General features: G+C 63.4%; 15 protein-coding genes. 7 read left to right on the top strand and 8 right to left on the bottom strand.

Annotated elements, in window-relative coordinates:
* Positions 1 to 4 precede the first annotated feature (4 nt).
* The 4 genes from M0639_RS23445 to M0639_RS23430 all read left to right on the top strand — a co-directional run bounded on the left by M0639_RS23445 (position 5) and on the right by M0639_RS23430 (position 3,004).
* The gene (locus tag M0639_RS23445; RefSeq protein ID WP_042451391.1) at positions 5 to 694 is read left to right on the top strand and encodes an urease accessory protein UreF; all 690 of its coding nucleotides are present in this window, start codon (positions 5 to 7) and stop codon (positions 692 to 694) included.
* A complete protein-coding gene (gene ureG / locus M0639_RS23440; RefSeq protein WP_030535251.1) occupies positions 687 to 1,430 on the top strand; it encodes an urease accessory protein UreG in 744 nt (247 codons plus the stop codon). The genes M0639_RS23445 and ureG overlap by 8 nt, the downstream gene beginning before the upstream one ends.
* Complete coding sequence (locus M0639_RS23435) at positions 1,430 to 2,167, top strand: urease accessory protein UreD (RefSeq protein WP_064073422.1); 738 nt, start codon at positions 1,430 to 1,432, stop codon at positions 2,165 to 2,167. Before ureG ends, M0639_RS23435 begins: the two co-directional genes overlap by 1 nt.
* A gap of 90 nt (positions 2,168 to 2,257) precedes the next feature.
* Positions 2,258 to 3,004: an SDR family oxidoreductase gene (locus M0639_RS23430; RefSeq protein ID WP_064073421.1), complete on the top strand. Its 747-nt coding sequence runs from the start codon at positions 2,258 to 2,260 to the stop codon at positions 3,002 to 3,004.
* A gap of 58 nt (positions 3,005 to 3,062) precedes the next feature.
* Here the strand turns inward: M0639_RS23430 and phoU are convergent, their stop codons facing one another.
* The 5 genes from phoU to M0639_RS23405 all read right to left on the bottom strand — a co-directional run bounded on the left by phoU (position 3,063) and on the right by M0639_RS23405 (position 9,202).
* Positions 3,063 to 3,758, bottom strand: coding sequence for a phosphate signaling complex protein PhoU (phoU, locus tag M0639_RS23425; protein ID WP_003940130.1), 696 nt, complete (start codon positions 3,756 to 3,758; stop codon positions 3,063 to 3,065).
* A 72-nt stretch (positions 3,759 to 3,830) separates the two neighbouring features.
* Positions 3,831 to 5,861 (bottom strand): LCP family protein, encoded by a 2,031-nt coding sequence (locus M0639_RS23420; protein WP_064073420.1) that lies wholly within the window; start codon positions 5,859 to 5,861, stop codon positions 3,831 to 3,833.
* Positions 5,862 to 6,011: 150 nt separating this feature from the next.
* Positions 6,012 to 7,154, bottom strand: a complete 1,143-nt coding sequence (dusB, locus tag M0639_RS23415; protein WP_003939756.1) for a tRNA dihydrouridine synthase DusB — start codon at positions 7,152 to 7,154, stop codon at positions 6,012 to 6,014.
* Positions 7,155 to 7,235: 81 nt separating this feature from the next.
* Positions 7,236 to 8,195, bottom strand: coding sequence for an acyl-ACP desaturase (locus tag M0639_RS23410; RefSeq protein ID WP_003940492.1), 960 nt, complete (start codon positions 8,193 to 8,195; stop codon positions 7,236 to 7,238).
* A gap of 131 nt (positions 8,196 to 8,326) precedes the next feature.
* Complete coding sequence (locus M0639_RS23405; RefSeq protein WP_080726688.1) at positions 8,327 to 9,202, bottom strand: LysR family transcriptional regulator; 876 nt, start codon at positions 9,200 to 9,202, stop codon at positions 8,327 to 8,329.
* 147 nt (positions 9,203 to 9,349) lie between these two features.
* Between M0639_RS23405 and M0639_RS23400 the strand changes: the two genes are divergently transcribed.
* Positions 9,350 to 10,534: an MFS transporter gene (locus tag M0639_RS23400; protein WP_197486135.1), complete on the top strand. Its 1,185-nt coding sequence runs from the start codon at positions 9,350 to 9,352 to the stop codon at positions 10,532 to 10,534.
* A gap of 57 nt (positions 10,535 to 10,591) precedes the next feature.
* On the opposite strand, the gene M0639_RS23395 is transcribed toward M0639_RS23400, so the two are convergent.
* Together M0639_RS23395 and M0639_RS23390 are read right to left on the bottom strand one after the other, a co-directional pair.
* Positions 10,592 to 11,182, bottom strand: a complete 591-nt coding sequence (locus M0639_RS23395) for a DUF937 domain-containing protein (protein WP_003940105.1) — start codon at positions 11,180 to 11,182, stop codon at positions 10,592 to 10,594.
* A gap of 99 nt (positions 11,183 to 11,281) precedes the next feature.
* Positions 11,282 to 11,728 (bottom strand): hypothetical protein, encoded by a 447-nt coding sequence (locus tag M0639_RS23390; RefSeq protein ID WP_003939955.1) that lies wholly within the window; start codon positions 11,726 to 11,728, stop codon positions 11,282 to 11,284.
* 99 nt (positions 11,729 to 11,827) lie between these two features.
* Here M0639_RS23390 and M0639_RS23385 point away from each other — a divergent pair, with 99 nt between their 5' ends.
* Both M0639_RS23385 and M0639_RS23380 read left to right on the top strand, forming a co-directional pair.
* Positions 11,828 to 12,205 carry an MmcQ/YjbR family DNA-binding protein gene (locus tag M0639_RS23385; RefSeq protein ID WP_007733864.1) on the top strand — a complete coding sequence of 126 codons (378 nt, stop codon included), beginning with the start codon at positions 11,828 to 11,830 and terminating at the stop codon, positions 12,203 to 12,205.
* Positions 12,206 to 12,250: 45 nt separating this feature from the next.
* Positions 12,251 to 12,835, top strand: coding sequence for a hypothetical protein (locus M0639_RS23380; RefSeq protein ID WP_003940111.1), 585 nt, complete (start codon positions 12,251 to 12,253; stop codon positions 12,833 to 12,835).
* Between the two features lies 1 nt (position 12,836).
* On the opposite strand, the gene M0639_RS23375 is transcribed toward M0639_RS23380, so the two are convergent.
* The gene (locus M0639_RS23375; RefSeq protein ID WP_007733865.1) at positions 12,837 to 14,036 is read right to left on the bottom strand and encodes a low temperature requirement protein A; all 1,200 of its coding nucleotides are present in this window, start codon (positions 14,034 to 14,036) and stop codon (positions 12,837 to 12,839) included.
* Positions 14,037 to 14,100: the final 64 nt, after the last annotated feature.

Raw genomic sequence — 14,100 nt, 5'->3', positions numbered from 1 at the left:
AACCATGTCGATCGAGACGGCGTCTGCCGAGATAGCATCGATGCTCTTGGCAGACGGGCGTCTGCCTACCGGCGGTCACGCGCACTCGTCGGGGTTGGAACCGGCACTGGCGGGCGGACTCCTGCAGAGTCAGGTCCCTGACTTCATTCGCGGTCGACTCGAAACAGTCGGACTTGTCGAGGCCGCTGCAACGGTGGTCACGCGCCGCTGGGCCGTAAGTGAGGGTAGTGCAGGCGAACTCGAGGACATCTCGAGGGAACTGCTCGCTCGGACTCCCAGCGCACCGCTGCGTGAGGCGTCGATTCAGCTCGGCCGTGGGCTGGCGAGACTGGCGTCGCGATTGTGGCCGCAGCACCCCGCGGTGCAGATGCTCATGGCGCTGCCTGGGCATCCGATGCGTCCGCTCGCGTTGGGCGTCTTCACGGCGGTCTCCGGGATGGACGACCTACAGGCAGCCAGATCTTGTTTGTACGACGACGCCCAAACGGTGGCGTCGGCGGCACTGAAGCTACTGCCGGTGGATCCGGCAGAACCGGTCGAATGGTTGCTCCGAGCGGCCCCGACCATCGAAACCGTCGCCGCGGCTGCCGTAGCCGTCGAGGGCGTCGCAGATATACCCGCAACAACAGGGCCGTTGGTCGAACAATGGTCACTCGAACACCACGCTCGATCCAGGAGGATTTTCCGTGCTTGACAACCTGAACAACACCACCACTGCTGCAAGAGGTTTGAGGCTCGGCGTTGCCGGCCCCGTCGGCACCGGCAAAAGCACCCTCATCGCCACCATCTGCCGCGAACTCGCGGCGGAGTACGAGATCGCGGTGGTCACCAACGACATCTACACCGACGAGGACGCGCGACTGTTGCGCGCGGCCAACGTTCTGCCGATCGAGCGCATCGTCGCAGTCGAGACCGGAGCGTGCCCGCACACGGCTATTCGTGACGACGTCACGCCGAACCTCATTGCGGTCGAAGACCTCGAGCGTCAGTTCCATCCCCTCGACATGGTGATCGTGGAAAGCGGCGGTGACAATCTGACCGCCACGTTCAGCCCGGCACTGGTCGACGCCCAGATCTTCTGCATCGACGTCGCGGGCGGCGGAGACGTCGCACGTAAGGGTGGTCCCGGCATCGAGCGGGCAGATCTGTTGGTGGTCAACAAGATCGACCTGGCCCCATACGTCGACGTCGACGCGGTCCAGATGGTGGCCGATGCCACGGCCGCGCGAGACGGACTTCCCGTTCTCGCGCTCAGCCAGAAGGATCACGCGACGATCGACCAACTCAGTGCGTGGCTTCGCCAGGTCATCGCAGCTCACCGTGCGGGTAGTCACACCCCGCAGGATCCGGGGCCGATGGCGCCGCACTTCCATGCCGATGAAGAAGACCACGGTCACGGTCACGGGCACAGCCACTCTCACGCTCACTGATGCGCACTGGAGCTACGCGGGTCGTCGTCGAGAGAGTGGGTGACACCGCTGTTGCGCGAGAGCTGATCTCGGGCGACTTCCTGGCCCCGCGGTTCGTCGACGCTCGCGGGCTCACCGTGCGAATTGCCCTGGTAGGGCACAGCGCAACGCTGTTGGCCGGCGACGACCTGCGTATCGACTTCGTGGTCGCACCCGGTACGTGTCTCGAGGTGATCGAGCCGTCCGGGACCGTCGCGTACAACGCACGCGGTGGCCGGGCGTCGTGGTCGGCTTCGGCGAGCGTCGGTGCCGGTGCGGCGCTGATCTGGCGTGCGGCACCGTTTGTCGTCGCCGGCGGCGCGGATGTGACCAGGCGCGTGGATATTTCACTGGAATCCGATGCGGTTGCGCTGCTCGACGAGATGATCGTATTCGGCCGGACCGGCGAAACCGGCGGTGCGCTTCGCTCGGATCAGCGCATTACCGTCGACGGCGACGCGCTGCTCGTGGAAACTCTCGACCTGCGTAGCGTGCCGGGCCGTTCGCTGCCGGGGATTCTCGGTGGCCATCGCGTGCTCGGTACGACCATGCTGTTGGGGATGAAGACTACCGACGACGTCGAAGGGCACGTGACGCCGCTGGCGGGAGCAGGGATGCTGGCACGGGCCGTTGCCGACCACGCACATGAGGCGAGCGCAGCGTTGGATCCGATCTGGTCGCAGTGGCGTGGGCGAGTTTCGCAGAAGTACACCGACTGATTCGCCCTACCGTCACACTTCGGGAGGCTGCGTCGTCCAGTATGTGACCAGGCCGAAGAGAGCCGGGCGCACAGGTTTGACGGAGGCATCATGCGAATTGTTGTTCTGGGCGGAACCGGCCAGATGGGAAAGCTGGTCGTCGAGCAGGCAAAGGCAGGGGGCCACGACGTGGTCGCTGCCGCTCGATCGACGGGAGTCGACATCTCTACGGGTGCCGGGTTGGACGAAGCATTTTCCGGCGCCGACGTGGTCGTCGACGTGAGTGATCATGTCACCAACAGTGCGAGGAAGGCGATCGAGTTCTTCGAGTCGGCAGCGAGGAACATTGTCGCGGCCGAAGCCAGGGCCGGCGTGAAGCACCACGTGTTGCTCTCGATCGTGAACTGCGACGATCCGCGATTGAAGTCCTTCGGTTACTACCAGGGGAAGGCTGCGCAGGAACGCGCGGTGGAAGCGTCGAGTATTCCTTTCACGATCCTGCGATCCACTCAGTGGTTCGAGTTCGGCGAGAAGACGATCGCGCTGTTCGGACTGGGGCCGATCGCGATGGTTCCTCGGATGCGGTCACAACCGGTGGCAGCGAAGACCGTTGGCGAGGCGCTCGTGACCTGCGCTCAGAACGGTCCGACCGGGAGGGCTCCGGACCTGGCCGGGCCCGAGGTCCTCGAGATCCCGGCCATGACGCGCGAGATCTTGAAATACCGTGGCCGACGTAAGTGGCTGATCCCGATCTCGATGCCGGGAGCGGGTAAGGCGATGAAGGGTGGGGCGTTGCTGCCCGCGCCGGGATCCACAACTGCAGGACCCACGTTGGAAACCTGGTTGCACGAGAACTGAATAGGAAAGGCGGCCGCGCAAGTGCGCGGCCGCCTTTTACTCACGTGGACGGTTGGGTTCAGAGATCCGGGTACGAGGTGAGGTTGTCGACCTTCTCGGTGGTTTCGGGCTCTTCGGGCAGCTTGCCGGTCACCAGGAAGATGACACGTCGGCCGACCTCGACGGCGTGGTCGGCGAATCGCTCGTAGAAGCGGCCGAGCAGCGTGACGTCGACTGCGGCGGCAACGCCGTGCTTCCACTCACGGTCCATGAGGACGGTGAAGAGGTGGCGGTGGAGGTCGTCCATCGCTTCGTCTTCTTCGCGCAGACGGGCAGCGCGCTCGGGGTCGCGGGTCTCGAGGACGACCTTGGCGGCCGCACCGATGGAGACAGCGATGCGTCCCATCTCGGCGAAGTAGCCGTTGACCTCTTCAGGAAGCACGTGGTTGGGATGTCGGCGGCGCGCGATCTTGGCGACGTGCAGGGCGAGTGCGCCCATGCGGTCGATGTCGGCGACGATCTGGATTCCGCTGACCACCGAGCGCAGATCTCCGGCAACGGGAGCCTGCAAGGCGAGCAACGCAAACGCGCGCTCCTCGCAGATGGTGCTGAGTTCGGTGATCTTGTCGTGTTCGCCGATTACTTGTTCTGCCAGGGACAGGTCTGCCTGGAGCAGGGACTGGGTGGCGCGCTCCATAGCGGCACCTGCCAGTCCTGCCATCTCGCCGAGCGTGTCTGCAAGCTCGGTCATCTGTTCGTTGTAAGCCACGCGCATGAGGTCAGAGCCTACGTGCCGTGAAAGACCAAGTCACAAGCACCAGGTGAACGCAAGGTGAATGAACGCGTGTCAGTCGCAGGTGGTGTCGCCGGCGTTGACGCTGGCGATGTCGGCGGGCAGAGCCGTCGAGGTGCTGGTGTCGACCGACGTCGGATTAGCCGCCAGGATGGTTCCCGGGTCCGCGGGGGCGACGACGGTGCCGGCGAAATTGCTTCCGACGACGACCTCGATCATGTCTCCCATGCTCGGAGCGAGAACCAGAACCGCGCCGGGAATCGACGACGCGACCGTCACCGCTTCAGCCTCGTAACCTGCGGCGTAGCGCACGACGGTGGTCGACGCTTGAGCATTCGCCAGGCCGGTGGCTGCGCTGAAGTTACCGACCGTGGAGATCTGGAAACCGTAAGCCGCGAGGCTGTCGGCGATTGTCGCGGCCTGCCCGGCGATTCCCGAGGCGTTGGAGACGTCGACCGAGATGTTGTAGGCGCTCATTGCCTCGACGGAAGTGGCGGCCGGCGGCGTGCTGGACGTAGGAGCGGTTGTCGTGGAACTGGTGGACGACGGTGTGGTGTCCTCGCGCTCTTCACCCGGAAGCGGATCGTCGTCGATGATCGCCTGGAAGAGGGACTTGATCTCGTCCGTGCGAGGAATCTCGTTGCCCCAGTCGTTGGTGCCGTCCGTGGGGACCGTCAAGAACGTGACCGCGCCTGCGTCGACGTTCTGGAGCGAGCGACCGAGGGTGACCAGTGACTTGGTGTCGATGTTTTCGACGAACGTGTCGCTGGTGAAGGCGTTGATGAATCCGTTGAGCTTGCTCGGATTCAGGAGGACCTGGTTGGACAGGGCCGAGCGGAGCAGCGCAGACAGGAACTTCTGCTGACGGGTGATGCGCCCGTAGTCGCCGTTGCCCTCGGCTTCGACGTGGCGAGCACGCACGTAGTTGAGGGCGGTACGGCCGTCGAGCATCTGCGTGCCGCCGGAGGCGAGGACGGTTCCGAGGATGCCGTCTTCGATCGGTCCGGGGGAGCAGACGTTCACACCGCCGACGGTGTCGACCATGCGCTCGAAACCGGCGAAGTCCATTCCGACGAAGTGCCCGATTTTCAGGCCGGACATCTTCTGGATGACCTTGACCAGGCATTTGGGGCCACCGAGTGCGTACGTCGCATTGAGTTTGTCCCCGCTCGCTGCCGGGAAGGTTTCGCTGGTGTACTTGCCGGCGTCGTTGTCCCATCCCTGACAGATCGGACGTTCGACGTCGAGGTCACGCGGGAAGGAGACGGCGACGACGCGGCTTCGGTCGGCGGGAATGTTCACCAGCATGACCGTGTCGGCTCGGGCGCCTTCGGCGTCTTCGACGGTTCCGGCGCCGATCTCACCGCTCGCACCGGCGCGGGTATCGGTGCCGATGATCAGGTACGTCTCGTCGCCGAGTTGACCACCGGCGTCGATGATGTCGTCGGACTCGGTGTCGAGTGCCGCAATCTGATCGAATCCGCCTTCGACCGAGCGCAGATAGCCCCACACGACGCCGGTCAATGCGAGAGACATGACGGCCAGGAACGCTACTGCCGATCGGCCGATCACTTTTGCGCGATGGCGGCGGCGAATCTTGCTTTGCGCCAGACGAGTGGCGCCGGTGTCACCGACTACCCGCGGCACTGCGGAGGTGACGGGATGTTCTTCGGTGATCCAGTCCGCAGCGGCGGGCGGAACGGTCGGACGGGCGGGAATCGGCCGGGCGGGGGGCGGCGACGACGCTGCTGAAGATTGAGTCTTGGGTGTTACGGATTTGTTCGGCGCCGGCTTGGGCGGCGTAGCCGGGGCTGGTGGCGGCTTCTTGTCGCCTACCCGACGGACCAACTCGGCGACCGAAACAGAGTCGTCGGTCGGAGGCGAGTCCCGTCGCCCGGTACGTCCACTGCTGCGACGCTCCGGGGGACTGGGTGGTTGCGGTGTTGGTCGCTGGGGTGTGGCAGGGCGCTGGGGCGTTGCCGGTTGGTCCGGTCGGGCGTTGCGGAAGCGCTTGTCTGCGAGCGGACGTTCCCAGGGGGCGCGGCTCTCGGGCGGAGGTGGGCCCGAATCGTGATCATCACCCACCGATGCAACCTGTCCCGTCGTCGACTGTCAGTAACTCGTCATTCAGATGCCGGCGTCAACCGGTTGTCGACGAAGCTGGAGCCATATTACTGGTGAATCCTGAGTGCTTCACTCAGAAAGTGATGTGAGTAATCCGACGGCGTGTTTTCGCTAGCCACCCGAGTGCATCATGTCAGCTCCCACCGGCACAAGGTCGTCTTCGGGATCGTCGAGCCAACCTTCCGGGAGTGCTACCTGACCGGGTGAGCCTTGGCGTCCGCGCGGGCCTTCGGCGTCCTTGGGGAACGGGACGTCGTGGTCGAGCTGTCCGAGCAGATCGTCCAGTTCGGACAACGTGCTGACCAGAGCCATCGAGACCCGCAGATCCGATCCGACCGGGAACCCACGCATGTACCAGGAGACGTGCTTGCGAAGTTCGCGCAGACCCTTCATTTCACCGTGATGTGCGGCGAGCAGTTGGGCGTGACGGGCGATGATCTTGGTGACTTCGCCGAGCGTCGGCGGCGTGGCGATCTGTTGTCCGTTGAGAGCTGCGCTGAGTTCCGCGAACAGCCATGGCCGTCCGAGGCAGCCGCGTCCGACGACGACGCCGTCGCAGCCGGTCTCGTTCATCATGCGGGCAGCATCCGAGGCGTCGAAGATGTCGCCGTTGCCGAGGATCGGCACGTCGGTGACGTGTTCCTTGAGGCGCGTGATCTCGTTCCAGTCAGCAGTGCCGGAGTAGCGCTGCGACGCGGTACGTGCGTGAAGTGCGACGGCAGCGGCGCCTTCAGCTGCGGCGATCCGGCCTGCGTCGAGGTGCGTGTGATGTTCGGGGTCGATGCCGACGCGCATCTTGACGGTGACCGGAATGTCGGTGCCTTCGGTGGCGCGCACGGCTGCCGCGACGATCTGACCGAACAGTCGACGCTTGTACGGTAGCGCCGATCCGCCGCCCTTGCGGGTCACCTTGGGTACCGGGCAGCCGAAGTTCATGTCGATGTGATCGGCCATGTTCTCGTCGACGATCATCTTGGCCGCGGCGTAAGTCGTATCCGGGTCGACGGTGTACAGCTGCAGCGACCTGGGCGTTTCGGTCGGACCGAACGTGGTCATGTGCATCGTGGCGGGTTGGCGTTCGACGAGCGCGCGGGCGGTGACCATCTCGCAGACGTAGAGCCCGGACGTGCTGCCTGCACGTTCGAGTTCGAGTTCACGGCACAGCGTGCGGAAGGCGACGTTGGTGACGCCCGCCATGGGTGCGAGGACCACGGGGCTGTGCAGCTCGAGTGAACCGATACGAAGGGATGACATGTCTACCTCTGAACAAATACTTGTGACAATTGGAAGTGCCCGGTACCGAATCCGGTACCGGGCACAGAATAGCTGGTGAAACTAAGAAGCCTGCTGTTCGCGCTTGGCGGCTTCGCGTGCGAGCATGCGATCGCGCTGTTCCTCGAACTTCGTCGCGTTGGCGGCGAGTGTCTCGAGGAAGGCCGCCAACTCTTCGCGCGTGTTCTCGCCTTCGGCGCTGAAATCGTTGCGCTCGAAGATGTTCCACTTACGCAGGACAGGCCAGACGACCTCGTCGAGGTGCTGGCGAAGGTCGTAGATGCCGTGCTTGGCCATGAGGGCGCCGTTGCGGCGGAAGTTCGGCATGCCGGCACCGGGCATCTGGAAGTTCTGGACGATGTTCGCCACAGCCTTGAGCGCCTGATCGGGAGCAAGATCGAGCGCGGCGGCGCAGATGTTGCGGTAGAAAATCATGTGCAGGTTCTCGTCGGCGGCGATGCGCTGAAGCATCTTGTCGGCAATCGGCTCGTCGCAGGCCTTGCCGGTGTTGCGGTGGCTGACGCGCGTCGCGAGTTCCTGGAAGGTCACGTAGGCGACCGAGTGCAGCAGGCCGGCGTCGCCCTCGTCGATGGGTGCGCTGTAACCGTTTGTCATGTGTTCCATGCGGAAGCGCTCGAGCTCGACGGGGTCGACTGCGCGCGTGACGACGAGGTAGTCACGCATCACGATGCCGTGGCGGTTCTCCTCGGCGGTCCACCGGCCGACCCACGTTCCCCAGGCACCGTCCTGCGAAAAGTTCTCGGCGATCTCACGGTGGTACGACGGCAGGTTGTCCTCGGTGAGCAGGTTGGTGATCATCGCGGCGCGAGCTACCTCGCCGAGTTGTGACTGTTCGAGACTCCAGTCTTCGCCACCCATGGCTGCGAAGTTACGGCCCTCGTCCCACGGAACGTAGTCGTGTGGATGCCATTCCTTGGCCATGGAGATGTGGCGGTTGACGTTCTCCTCGGCAACCGGCTGCAGCTCTTGTAGCAGCTCCAGCTGCGTCAGAATCCTCGTCATTTCTTGCCTCCATGTTGAGTGAATGCGCGACTTCGCCCCAGCCTACGGCACCGTAGGTTTGAAAAGAATGGCATGAAAATTGCTCCCCTCGAGGGATGTTACCGATCCGTAGTTATCCGGGGGCACTTTCACTACCAAGTCGTTCTTTCGACGTAGTCGCGGAACGTCCGGGCGGGATCGGACAGCTTGCGACTCTTCGACCAGATCAGCCCTATTTTTCGCTGTGCTCCTTCGATCGGTACATAGACGACTCCTTCGGCCCAGATCGGTGGATCCTGAACCGGCATGACCGAGACACCGAAGGACGCGGAGACCAGTCCGCCGACCGTTGCCAGCTCGCTGCTCTCGAAGACGAAATTCGGAGTGAATCCTGCGGCCGCGCACAGTTCATCGAGAATTCTTCGCATCCCGAAGTTCGGATGCATACCGATGAACGGTTCGTCGGCCGCGTCCGCAAGCTCGACCGAATGCAACTTCGCAAAGCGATGATCAGCCGGAACAGCCAATGCCAGTGACTGCTGGGCGATCTGCATCCACGCCACCTGCGGATCGCGCGGCTGAGGCGAGACGACGGCCAGGTCGGACGTGCCGGCGGCGATTCTGTCGACCAGGAACTGCGCGCTGTCCTGATGCAGTTCGAATCGCACTCCGGGATACTCGACGCGGTATCCGCGCAGCATGTGCGGCACCAACCAGGTGCCGAACGAGTGGAGGAAGTCGAGTCGGACCGTGCCGCTCTCGGGGCTCGCCAGCGACTGGATTTCGGTCTGCGCGGCGTCGAGGGCACGCAGTGCGATGCGAGCATGTCGATAGAGGATCTCGCCGTACCGGTTCAGTTCGAGTCGGCGTCCCTGACGGTCGAAGAGTGTCACGCCGATCTGTCGTTCGAGGCGAGCGAGTTTGCGCGAAAGGGTCGGCTGCGACAGGTGAGTCAGATCCGCGGTAGCGGTCACCTGTTGGGTTTCGGCGAGCACGACAAACCATTCGAGGTCTTCGGTCAGCATCACGAACCCAATCTATATACCCCCAGAGCATATAGAACACCAAGTTTATGCATTTTCTTTTGCCAAGTCGGGGCGGGAGGATTCTTGCCGGAGGTAAGTGATGCCTGGAGGTACGTGGTGACTGTCGAGAATGTGATCGAATCCGAAGTGATGCCGCTTCGCCGCGGAACATCGGGATATCGAACCGTGACCGTTGCGTTGTTCGCGGCCGGGCTGTCGACGTTCATCTCGATGTACGCGGCACAGGCGTTGCTGCCTGCGTTCGCCGAAGACTTCCACGTCTCGCCTGCGGTGTCTGCGCTGTCCGTCTCGGCGACGACGGGCATGTTGGCGTTGGCAATCATTCCGGCCAGTGCGCTCTCCGAGCGCTTCGGTCGCACGCGGGTGATGATCGCGTCGGCGTCGGCGTCCTGTGTGATCGGTTTACTTCTGCCGCTGAGTCCGACGATCGAGGTTCTGCTGGTCGGACGCGCAGCACAAGGATTGGCTCTGGCCGGTGTCCCGGCGGTGGCGATGGCCTATCTGGCCGAGGAGGTCGATCGGAAGAACCTCGGTGCAGCGATGGGAAGGTACGTCGCCGGCACAACGATCGGTGGGCTGATCGGACGGCTCGTGCCGTCGGCCGTCGTCGATTTCAGTACGTGGCGTTGGGCGCTGTTGACTGCGTCCGCGCTGTCGGCATTGTTCGCGCTCAACATGATCCGGCGGCTTCCCGCGTCGAAGTTCTTTCGCCCGCAACCGATATCGGCGCGCACGATCGCGTCGAATCTACGACGCCACCTTGCGAACCCGTCGCTGCGAACACTCTTCGCTTTGGGATTCATCCTGATGGGCGGCTTCGTGTCGATTTACAACTTCCTCGGGTTTCGGCTCACAGCAGCGCCTTTCGGCCTTCCTGAAGCGCTTGTGGGCCTGGTGTTCCTTTTCTACCTTGCCGGAACTTTCACCTCGGCGGTAGCCGGCGGGGCCTCTGACCGACTGGGTAGGCGCAGCGTGCTGCTCGGGTCGGTTGTCGTCATCGGTATCGGCCTGGCACTGACCGTTCCGGACAATCTGGCGTTGACGCTCGTGGGGATGCTGCTCTTCACCGGAGGATTCTTCGCCGCACATTCGGTGGCCAGCGGTTGGGTGGGGCTGATCGCTACCGATCACCGGGCCGAGGCGTCGGCGTTGTATCTGTTTGCCTACTACGCGGGTTCGTCCGTGGCGGGCGCCCTCGCGGGTCTTGCATACGCGGGTGGCGGTTGGGTCGGGGTCAGTGCTTTTGTGGGCGCGCTGCTGTTGGTTGCGTTTGCATTGTCACTGAGGATGTTTCGATCTTCGACGGTTGACTGAACCGAGCACTGCGGCGATCCCGAACGGGATCGCCGCAGTGCGAATCTGTCGAGCGTCTTACTTCTTGCCGCCGCCGAGGAGGCCGCCGAGCAGGTCTCCGAGGCCGCCGCCACCGGATCCACCCAGGATGCCGCCGAGTGCTCCGCCGATGCCGCCGCCGGAATTGCCGCCGCCGCCGAGAATTCCGCCGAGGAGATCCCCGAGCCCGCCGCCACCGGAGGCCTGAGTCTGCGCGCCGGCACCGCCACCGGTGAACTGCTTGGCGAGGTAAGCCAGGACGATGGGAGCGAGGATCGGCAGCAACTGCTTCACCAGATCGTTTCCACCGCCGCCACCGACACCGCCCAGTGCGCTGGCGACCTGATCGGTGTTGCCGCCGAAGATGTTCGAGACGATCTTCTGACCGTCAGCGGTGTCGACTTTGCTGATGTCGACGCCGTCGTCGAGAAGGCTGGTGTCGGCGTGAGACTGCAACGCGCTTTCCAGCGAGGCTGCACCGGCGGGATCCTGCGCGTTGGCGCCGAGGCCACCGACGAGGGTCGGAAGTGCAGTCTTGACCGCCGATTCGGCAGTTGCCTGGTCGACGCCGAGTTGCTGCGCGATCTGGTCGATGGGGATCTGGGATAGAAGGTCGTCAAGCGATGCCATTGATGCCCTACCTCTTCTGGGGTACTACTCGTCAGTACCCGGCTGTTGCAGACACTAGTGAATGTCGGCGTCGACGGTAACCCTCCGGTTGCCGAGCGGTCAGGCTCGGGTCTTCTCGCGGGGGACCAGGCACGCTAGGAGAGCGAGAATCAGTCCGCCGGCCGTCAGAATGAATCCTGTCTGATTTGTCAGGATCGTGGAGTAGTTTTCCCTGATGACATTGTCGAACTGATCGTTCACGCGGTAGTAGAACGTGCCAAGAGTCCCCAATCCCACGATAATTCCGATCCATGCTGCGATGCGAGAACCGAACAATGCGGCGATCAGAATCAATACGGCGGCGGCGAGCAGAAGTATCGCCATCGACCGGTAGAAGGTCACGGACTGATCGCCGAGTTGCTCGATTGCCCACCCGGCCGGAAAGCCGTCCCGCAGGTCCTCGAGGCGAACGTTGTCGGGTTTGACCCCGGCCAGTACGTACATGAACGAGCCGACGGCAACGGCGATTCCACAAATGAGCAGAACGAGATGAACTAACGTGCGCATGCCAGTCTCCCTGTGTTCGGAGTTCGGTGACGCGGTCGTCGCCGAGCCTAGCTGTGTCGCGGGTGTCAAGCTCGGTATCGAGCGTGCAGAATCGTCTCCATGCCCGACAACATGCGTCGACTCGAAGAGATCTCGCTGTCGCTGCCGGAAGCGGAGCGCGTCGACATCGAAGCGTGGGACGGCCACCCGACGTTCCGGGTCCGCGGCAAGAACTTCGTGTTCTGCAACGTCGAAGCCACCTCCTTGACCGTCAAGCTGAGCAAGGAGGAAGCCGAAGCGGTGGTGGCCACCGAACCAGGCGCAAGTGCTGCGGGCTATGGACTCGGTCGACACGGGTGGGTTGCACTCGACATCGGCACCGACGTTTCCGAGGAGAAATGGTCGCAACTGGAGGAGTGGATCTACACCTCGTTCACCCTCGTTGCGCCGAAGCGGCTTGCCCGGATCGTTCTCGATGCGGATGAGGAACGCCCGTAACGGATAGATTCGTCAGTACAGACGCCGACTAGACGAGGAATTGTCATGACGACACCGGAAACTTCACCGGCCACCGCAAAACCGGGCATGCCGCCGTGGGCGAAGAAGGCCATCGGGATCGCAGTGATGGCGGTGGTCCTGGTCATCGCTTACTTCATCCTTGCCGCCTTCCTTCCGCGTTGGTGGGCGCAGCGCATTGCGTCGTTGGCGAACGGCAGTTTCAGCGCCGGAATCGCGTGGGGGCTGCTGTTCGGTCTCGTGTGCACCCTGGTCCCGCTCATCTTCTTCCGGGCGGTCTGGCAGGTGCGCAAGCGCAAGCATGCTCGAATCATGCAGATCACGGCTCTCGCGTTGGGTGTGATCTTCGCGCTGCCGAATCTGCTCTCTCTGACAGTTGTTCTCGGCAACAACAACGCTGCGCATGCGGGCGAGCGGATCCTCGACGTCGACGGCCCGGGATTCCGCGGAGCATCCGTTGTCGGTGCCGTCCTGGGCGTTGCGTTGTTCCTTGGACTTGTCGCGCTCGGCTACATGTACAAAAAGCGTGGAAAGGATCTCGACAAGATGCGCGGTGAGCTCAAGCAGCACGAGCCGCAGAGCAAGGGCGAGGCTCCGGCTCCGGAAATCTGAGTCAGCTCTTCGACCGAGTACTCAGGCCGACACCGACTCCGACGGTTCCCGCCGCCACCAGTCCAGCGAGCGGGACAGCCCAGTGTCCGGCAAATGTGCAGGCGAGAACCAGGATTGCACTCACCGGTAGAACGGCCTGCTCGATCCTGTCGCGCTTGAAGTGGCGTGAATGCATGAGCCACACGAAGATCAGGAACATCGCGGCCGGAATCGTGACCGCGGCAGATGCTGCGAACGTCGAAATGTGCGCTTCGCCAACTGCTTCCTCGACGGCTACTTCGATGCCGGCGCCGATGGCCGCAGCGGATCCGAATACGAAGTAGTGCCCGTATCCCCACAACAGGACGGCGCGATTGCCTTGGTCTGCGAGGTACTCGTGGATCGGGACGGCGAAGTAGATCCACAACGCGGAGAACACGATCAGAACTCCGCCGACGGCAATCGGAATCAGTAGATCGGCGGCGTCGAAATCCCGGATGCCGGATTGGACCGCGATGGTGGCGGCAGCGATGGTTTCGCCGAGCATGATGATGGTGAAGAGGCCGTAGCGTTCGGCGATGTGATGCGGGTGCCACGGCGTCTGGTGGTTGCGTTCGGCGATCGCCGGCACCGCGAGTTCGGCGATCATGAGAACGAAGAAGCCCGGAATCCACGCCGACGCCGGCATCAGGAGCAGCACGATCCAGCCGGCCTGGACGATCACGAGCCCGGCGGCATATTGCAGAGCAGTCGTTCGCGCTGCACCGGATTCACCGCTGGCGGCTCGAAGCCATTGGCAGGTGAGCGCAATTCGCATGATGAGGTAGCCGACGATGGCCGTCGTACGGTCGGTTCCGTCGAATGCGTCGGGGATTCCGGCGGCGAAGACGAGCACGCCACAAATCTGTACGAAGGTCGCGACCCGGTAGGGGACGTCGTCCGTGTCGTAGGCAGACGCGAACCAGGTGAAGTTCACCCACGCCCACCACAGCGCGAAGAAGACGAACATATAGCCGGCGATGCCGTCGGCGTAGTGGCCCTCGGCAACAGCATGCACCAGTTGAACTCCGGCCTGTGCGGCTGCAACCACGAAACACAGGTCGAAGAACAGTTCGAGTGGTGTCGATGCGCGATGGTTCTCGTCGCGGCTGCGTGCGCGCATCCGGATGATCGGCATAACGGCCCGGCCGTGGCCCGCGCCCGTACTGGTGTGTTCTGTCATCGTCCCCACCTTGCTCCGACGTCTAGTGCAGGAGCGCAGTCTAGGGCGAATTCCGTCGGGTCGA

This window comes from Rhodococcus qingshengii JCM 15477 (assembly GCF_023221595.1).
GTDB lineage: Bacteria > Actinomycetota > Actinomycetes > Mycobacteriales > Mycobacteriaceae > Rhodococcus_F > Rhodococcus_F qingshengii.
This window is presented reverse-complemented; position numbering and strand designations above follow the sequence as displayed.

Excerpts from the sequence above, each read along its gene's own strand:
- M0639_RS23390 (WP_003939955.1), bottom strand. The coding sequence starts at position 11,728 with ATGCGCACGTTAGTTCATCTCGTTCTGCTCATTTGTGGAATCGCCGTT.
- M0639_RS23410 (WP_003940492.1), bottom strand. The coding sequence starts at position 8,195 with ATGACGAGGATTCTGACGCAGCTGGAGCTGCTACAAGAGCTGCAGCCG.
- M0639_RS23430 (WP_064073421.1), top strand. The coding sequence starts at position 2,258 with ATGCGAATTGTTGTTCTGGGCGGAACCGGCCAGATGGGAAAGCTGGTC.
- M0639_RS23395 (WP_003940105.1), bottom strand. The coding sequence starts at position 11,182 with ATGGCATCGCTTGACGACCTTCTATCCCAGATCCCCATCGACCAGATC.
- M0639_RS23375 (WP_007733865.1), bottom strand. The coding sequence starts at position 14,036 with ATGACAGAACACACCAGTACGGGCGCGGGCCACGGCCGGGCCGTTATG.
- M0639_RS23385 (WP_007733864.1), top strand. The coding sequence starts at position 11,828 with ATGCCCGACAACATGCGTCGACTCGAAGAGATCTCGCTGTCGCTGCCG.
- M0639_RS23435 (WP_064073422.1), top strand. The coding sequence starts at position 1,430 with ATGCGCACTGGAGCTACGCGGGTCGTCGTCGAGAGAGTGGGTGACACC.
- M0639_RS23400 (WP_197486135.1), top strand. The coding sequence starts at position 9,350 with ATGCCGCTTCGCCGCGGAACATCGGGATATCGAACCGTGACCGTTGCG.
- phoU (WP_003940130.1), bottom strand. The coding sequence starts at position 3,758 with ATGCGCGTGGCTTACAACGAACAGATGACCGAGCTTGCAGACACGCTC.
- dusB (WP_003939756.1), bottom strand. The coding sequence starts at position 7,154 with ATGTCATCCCTTCGTATCGGTTCACTCGAGCTGCACAGCCCCGTGGTC.
- M0639_RS23380 (WP_003940111.1), top strand. The coding sequence starts at position 12,251 with ATGACGACACCGGAAACTTCACCGGCCACCGCAAAACCGGGCATGCCG.
- M0639_RS23445 (WP_042451391.1), top strand. The coding sequence starts at position 5 with ATGTCGATCGAGACGGCGTCTGCCGAGATAGCATCGATGCTCTTGGCA.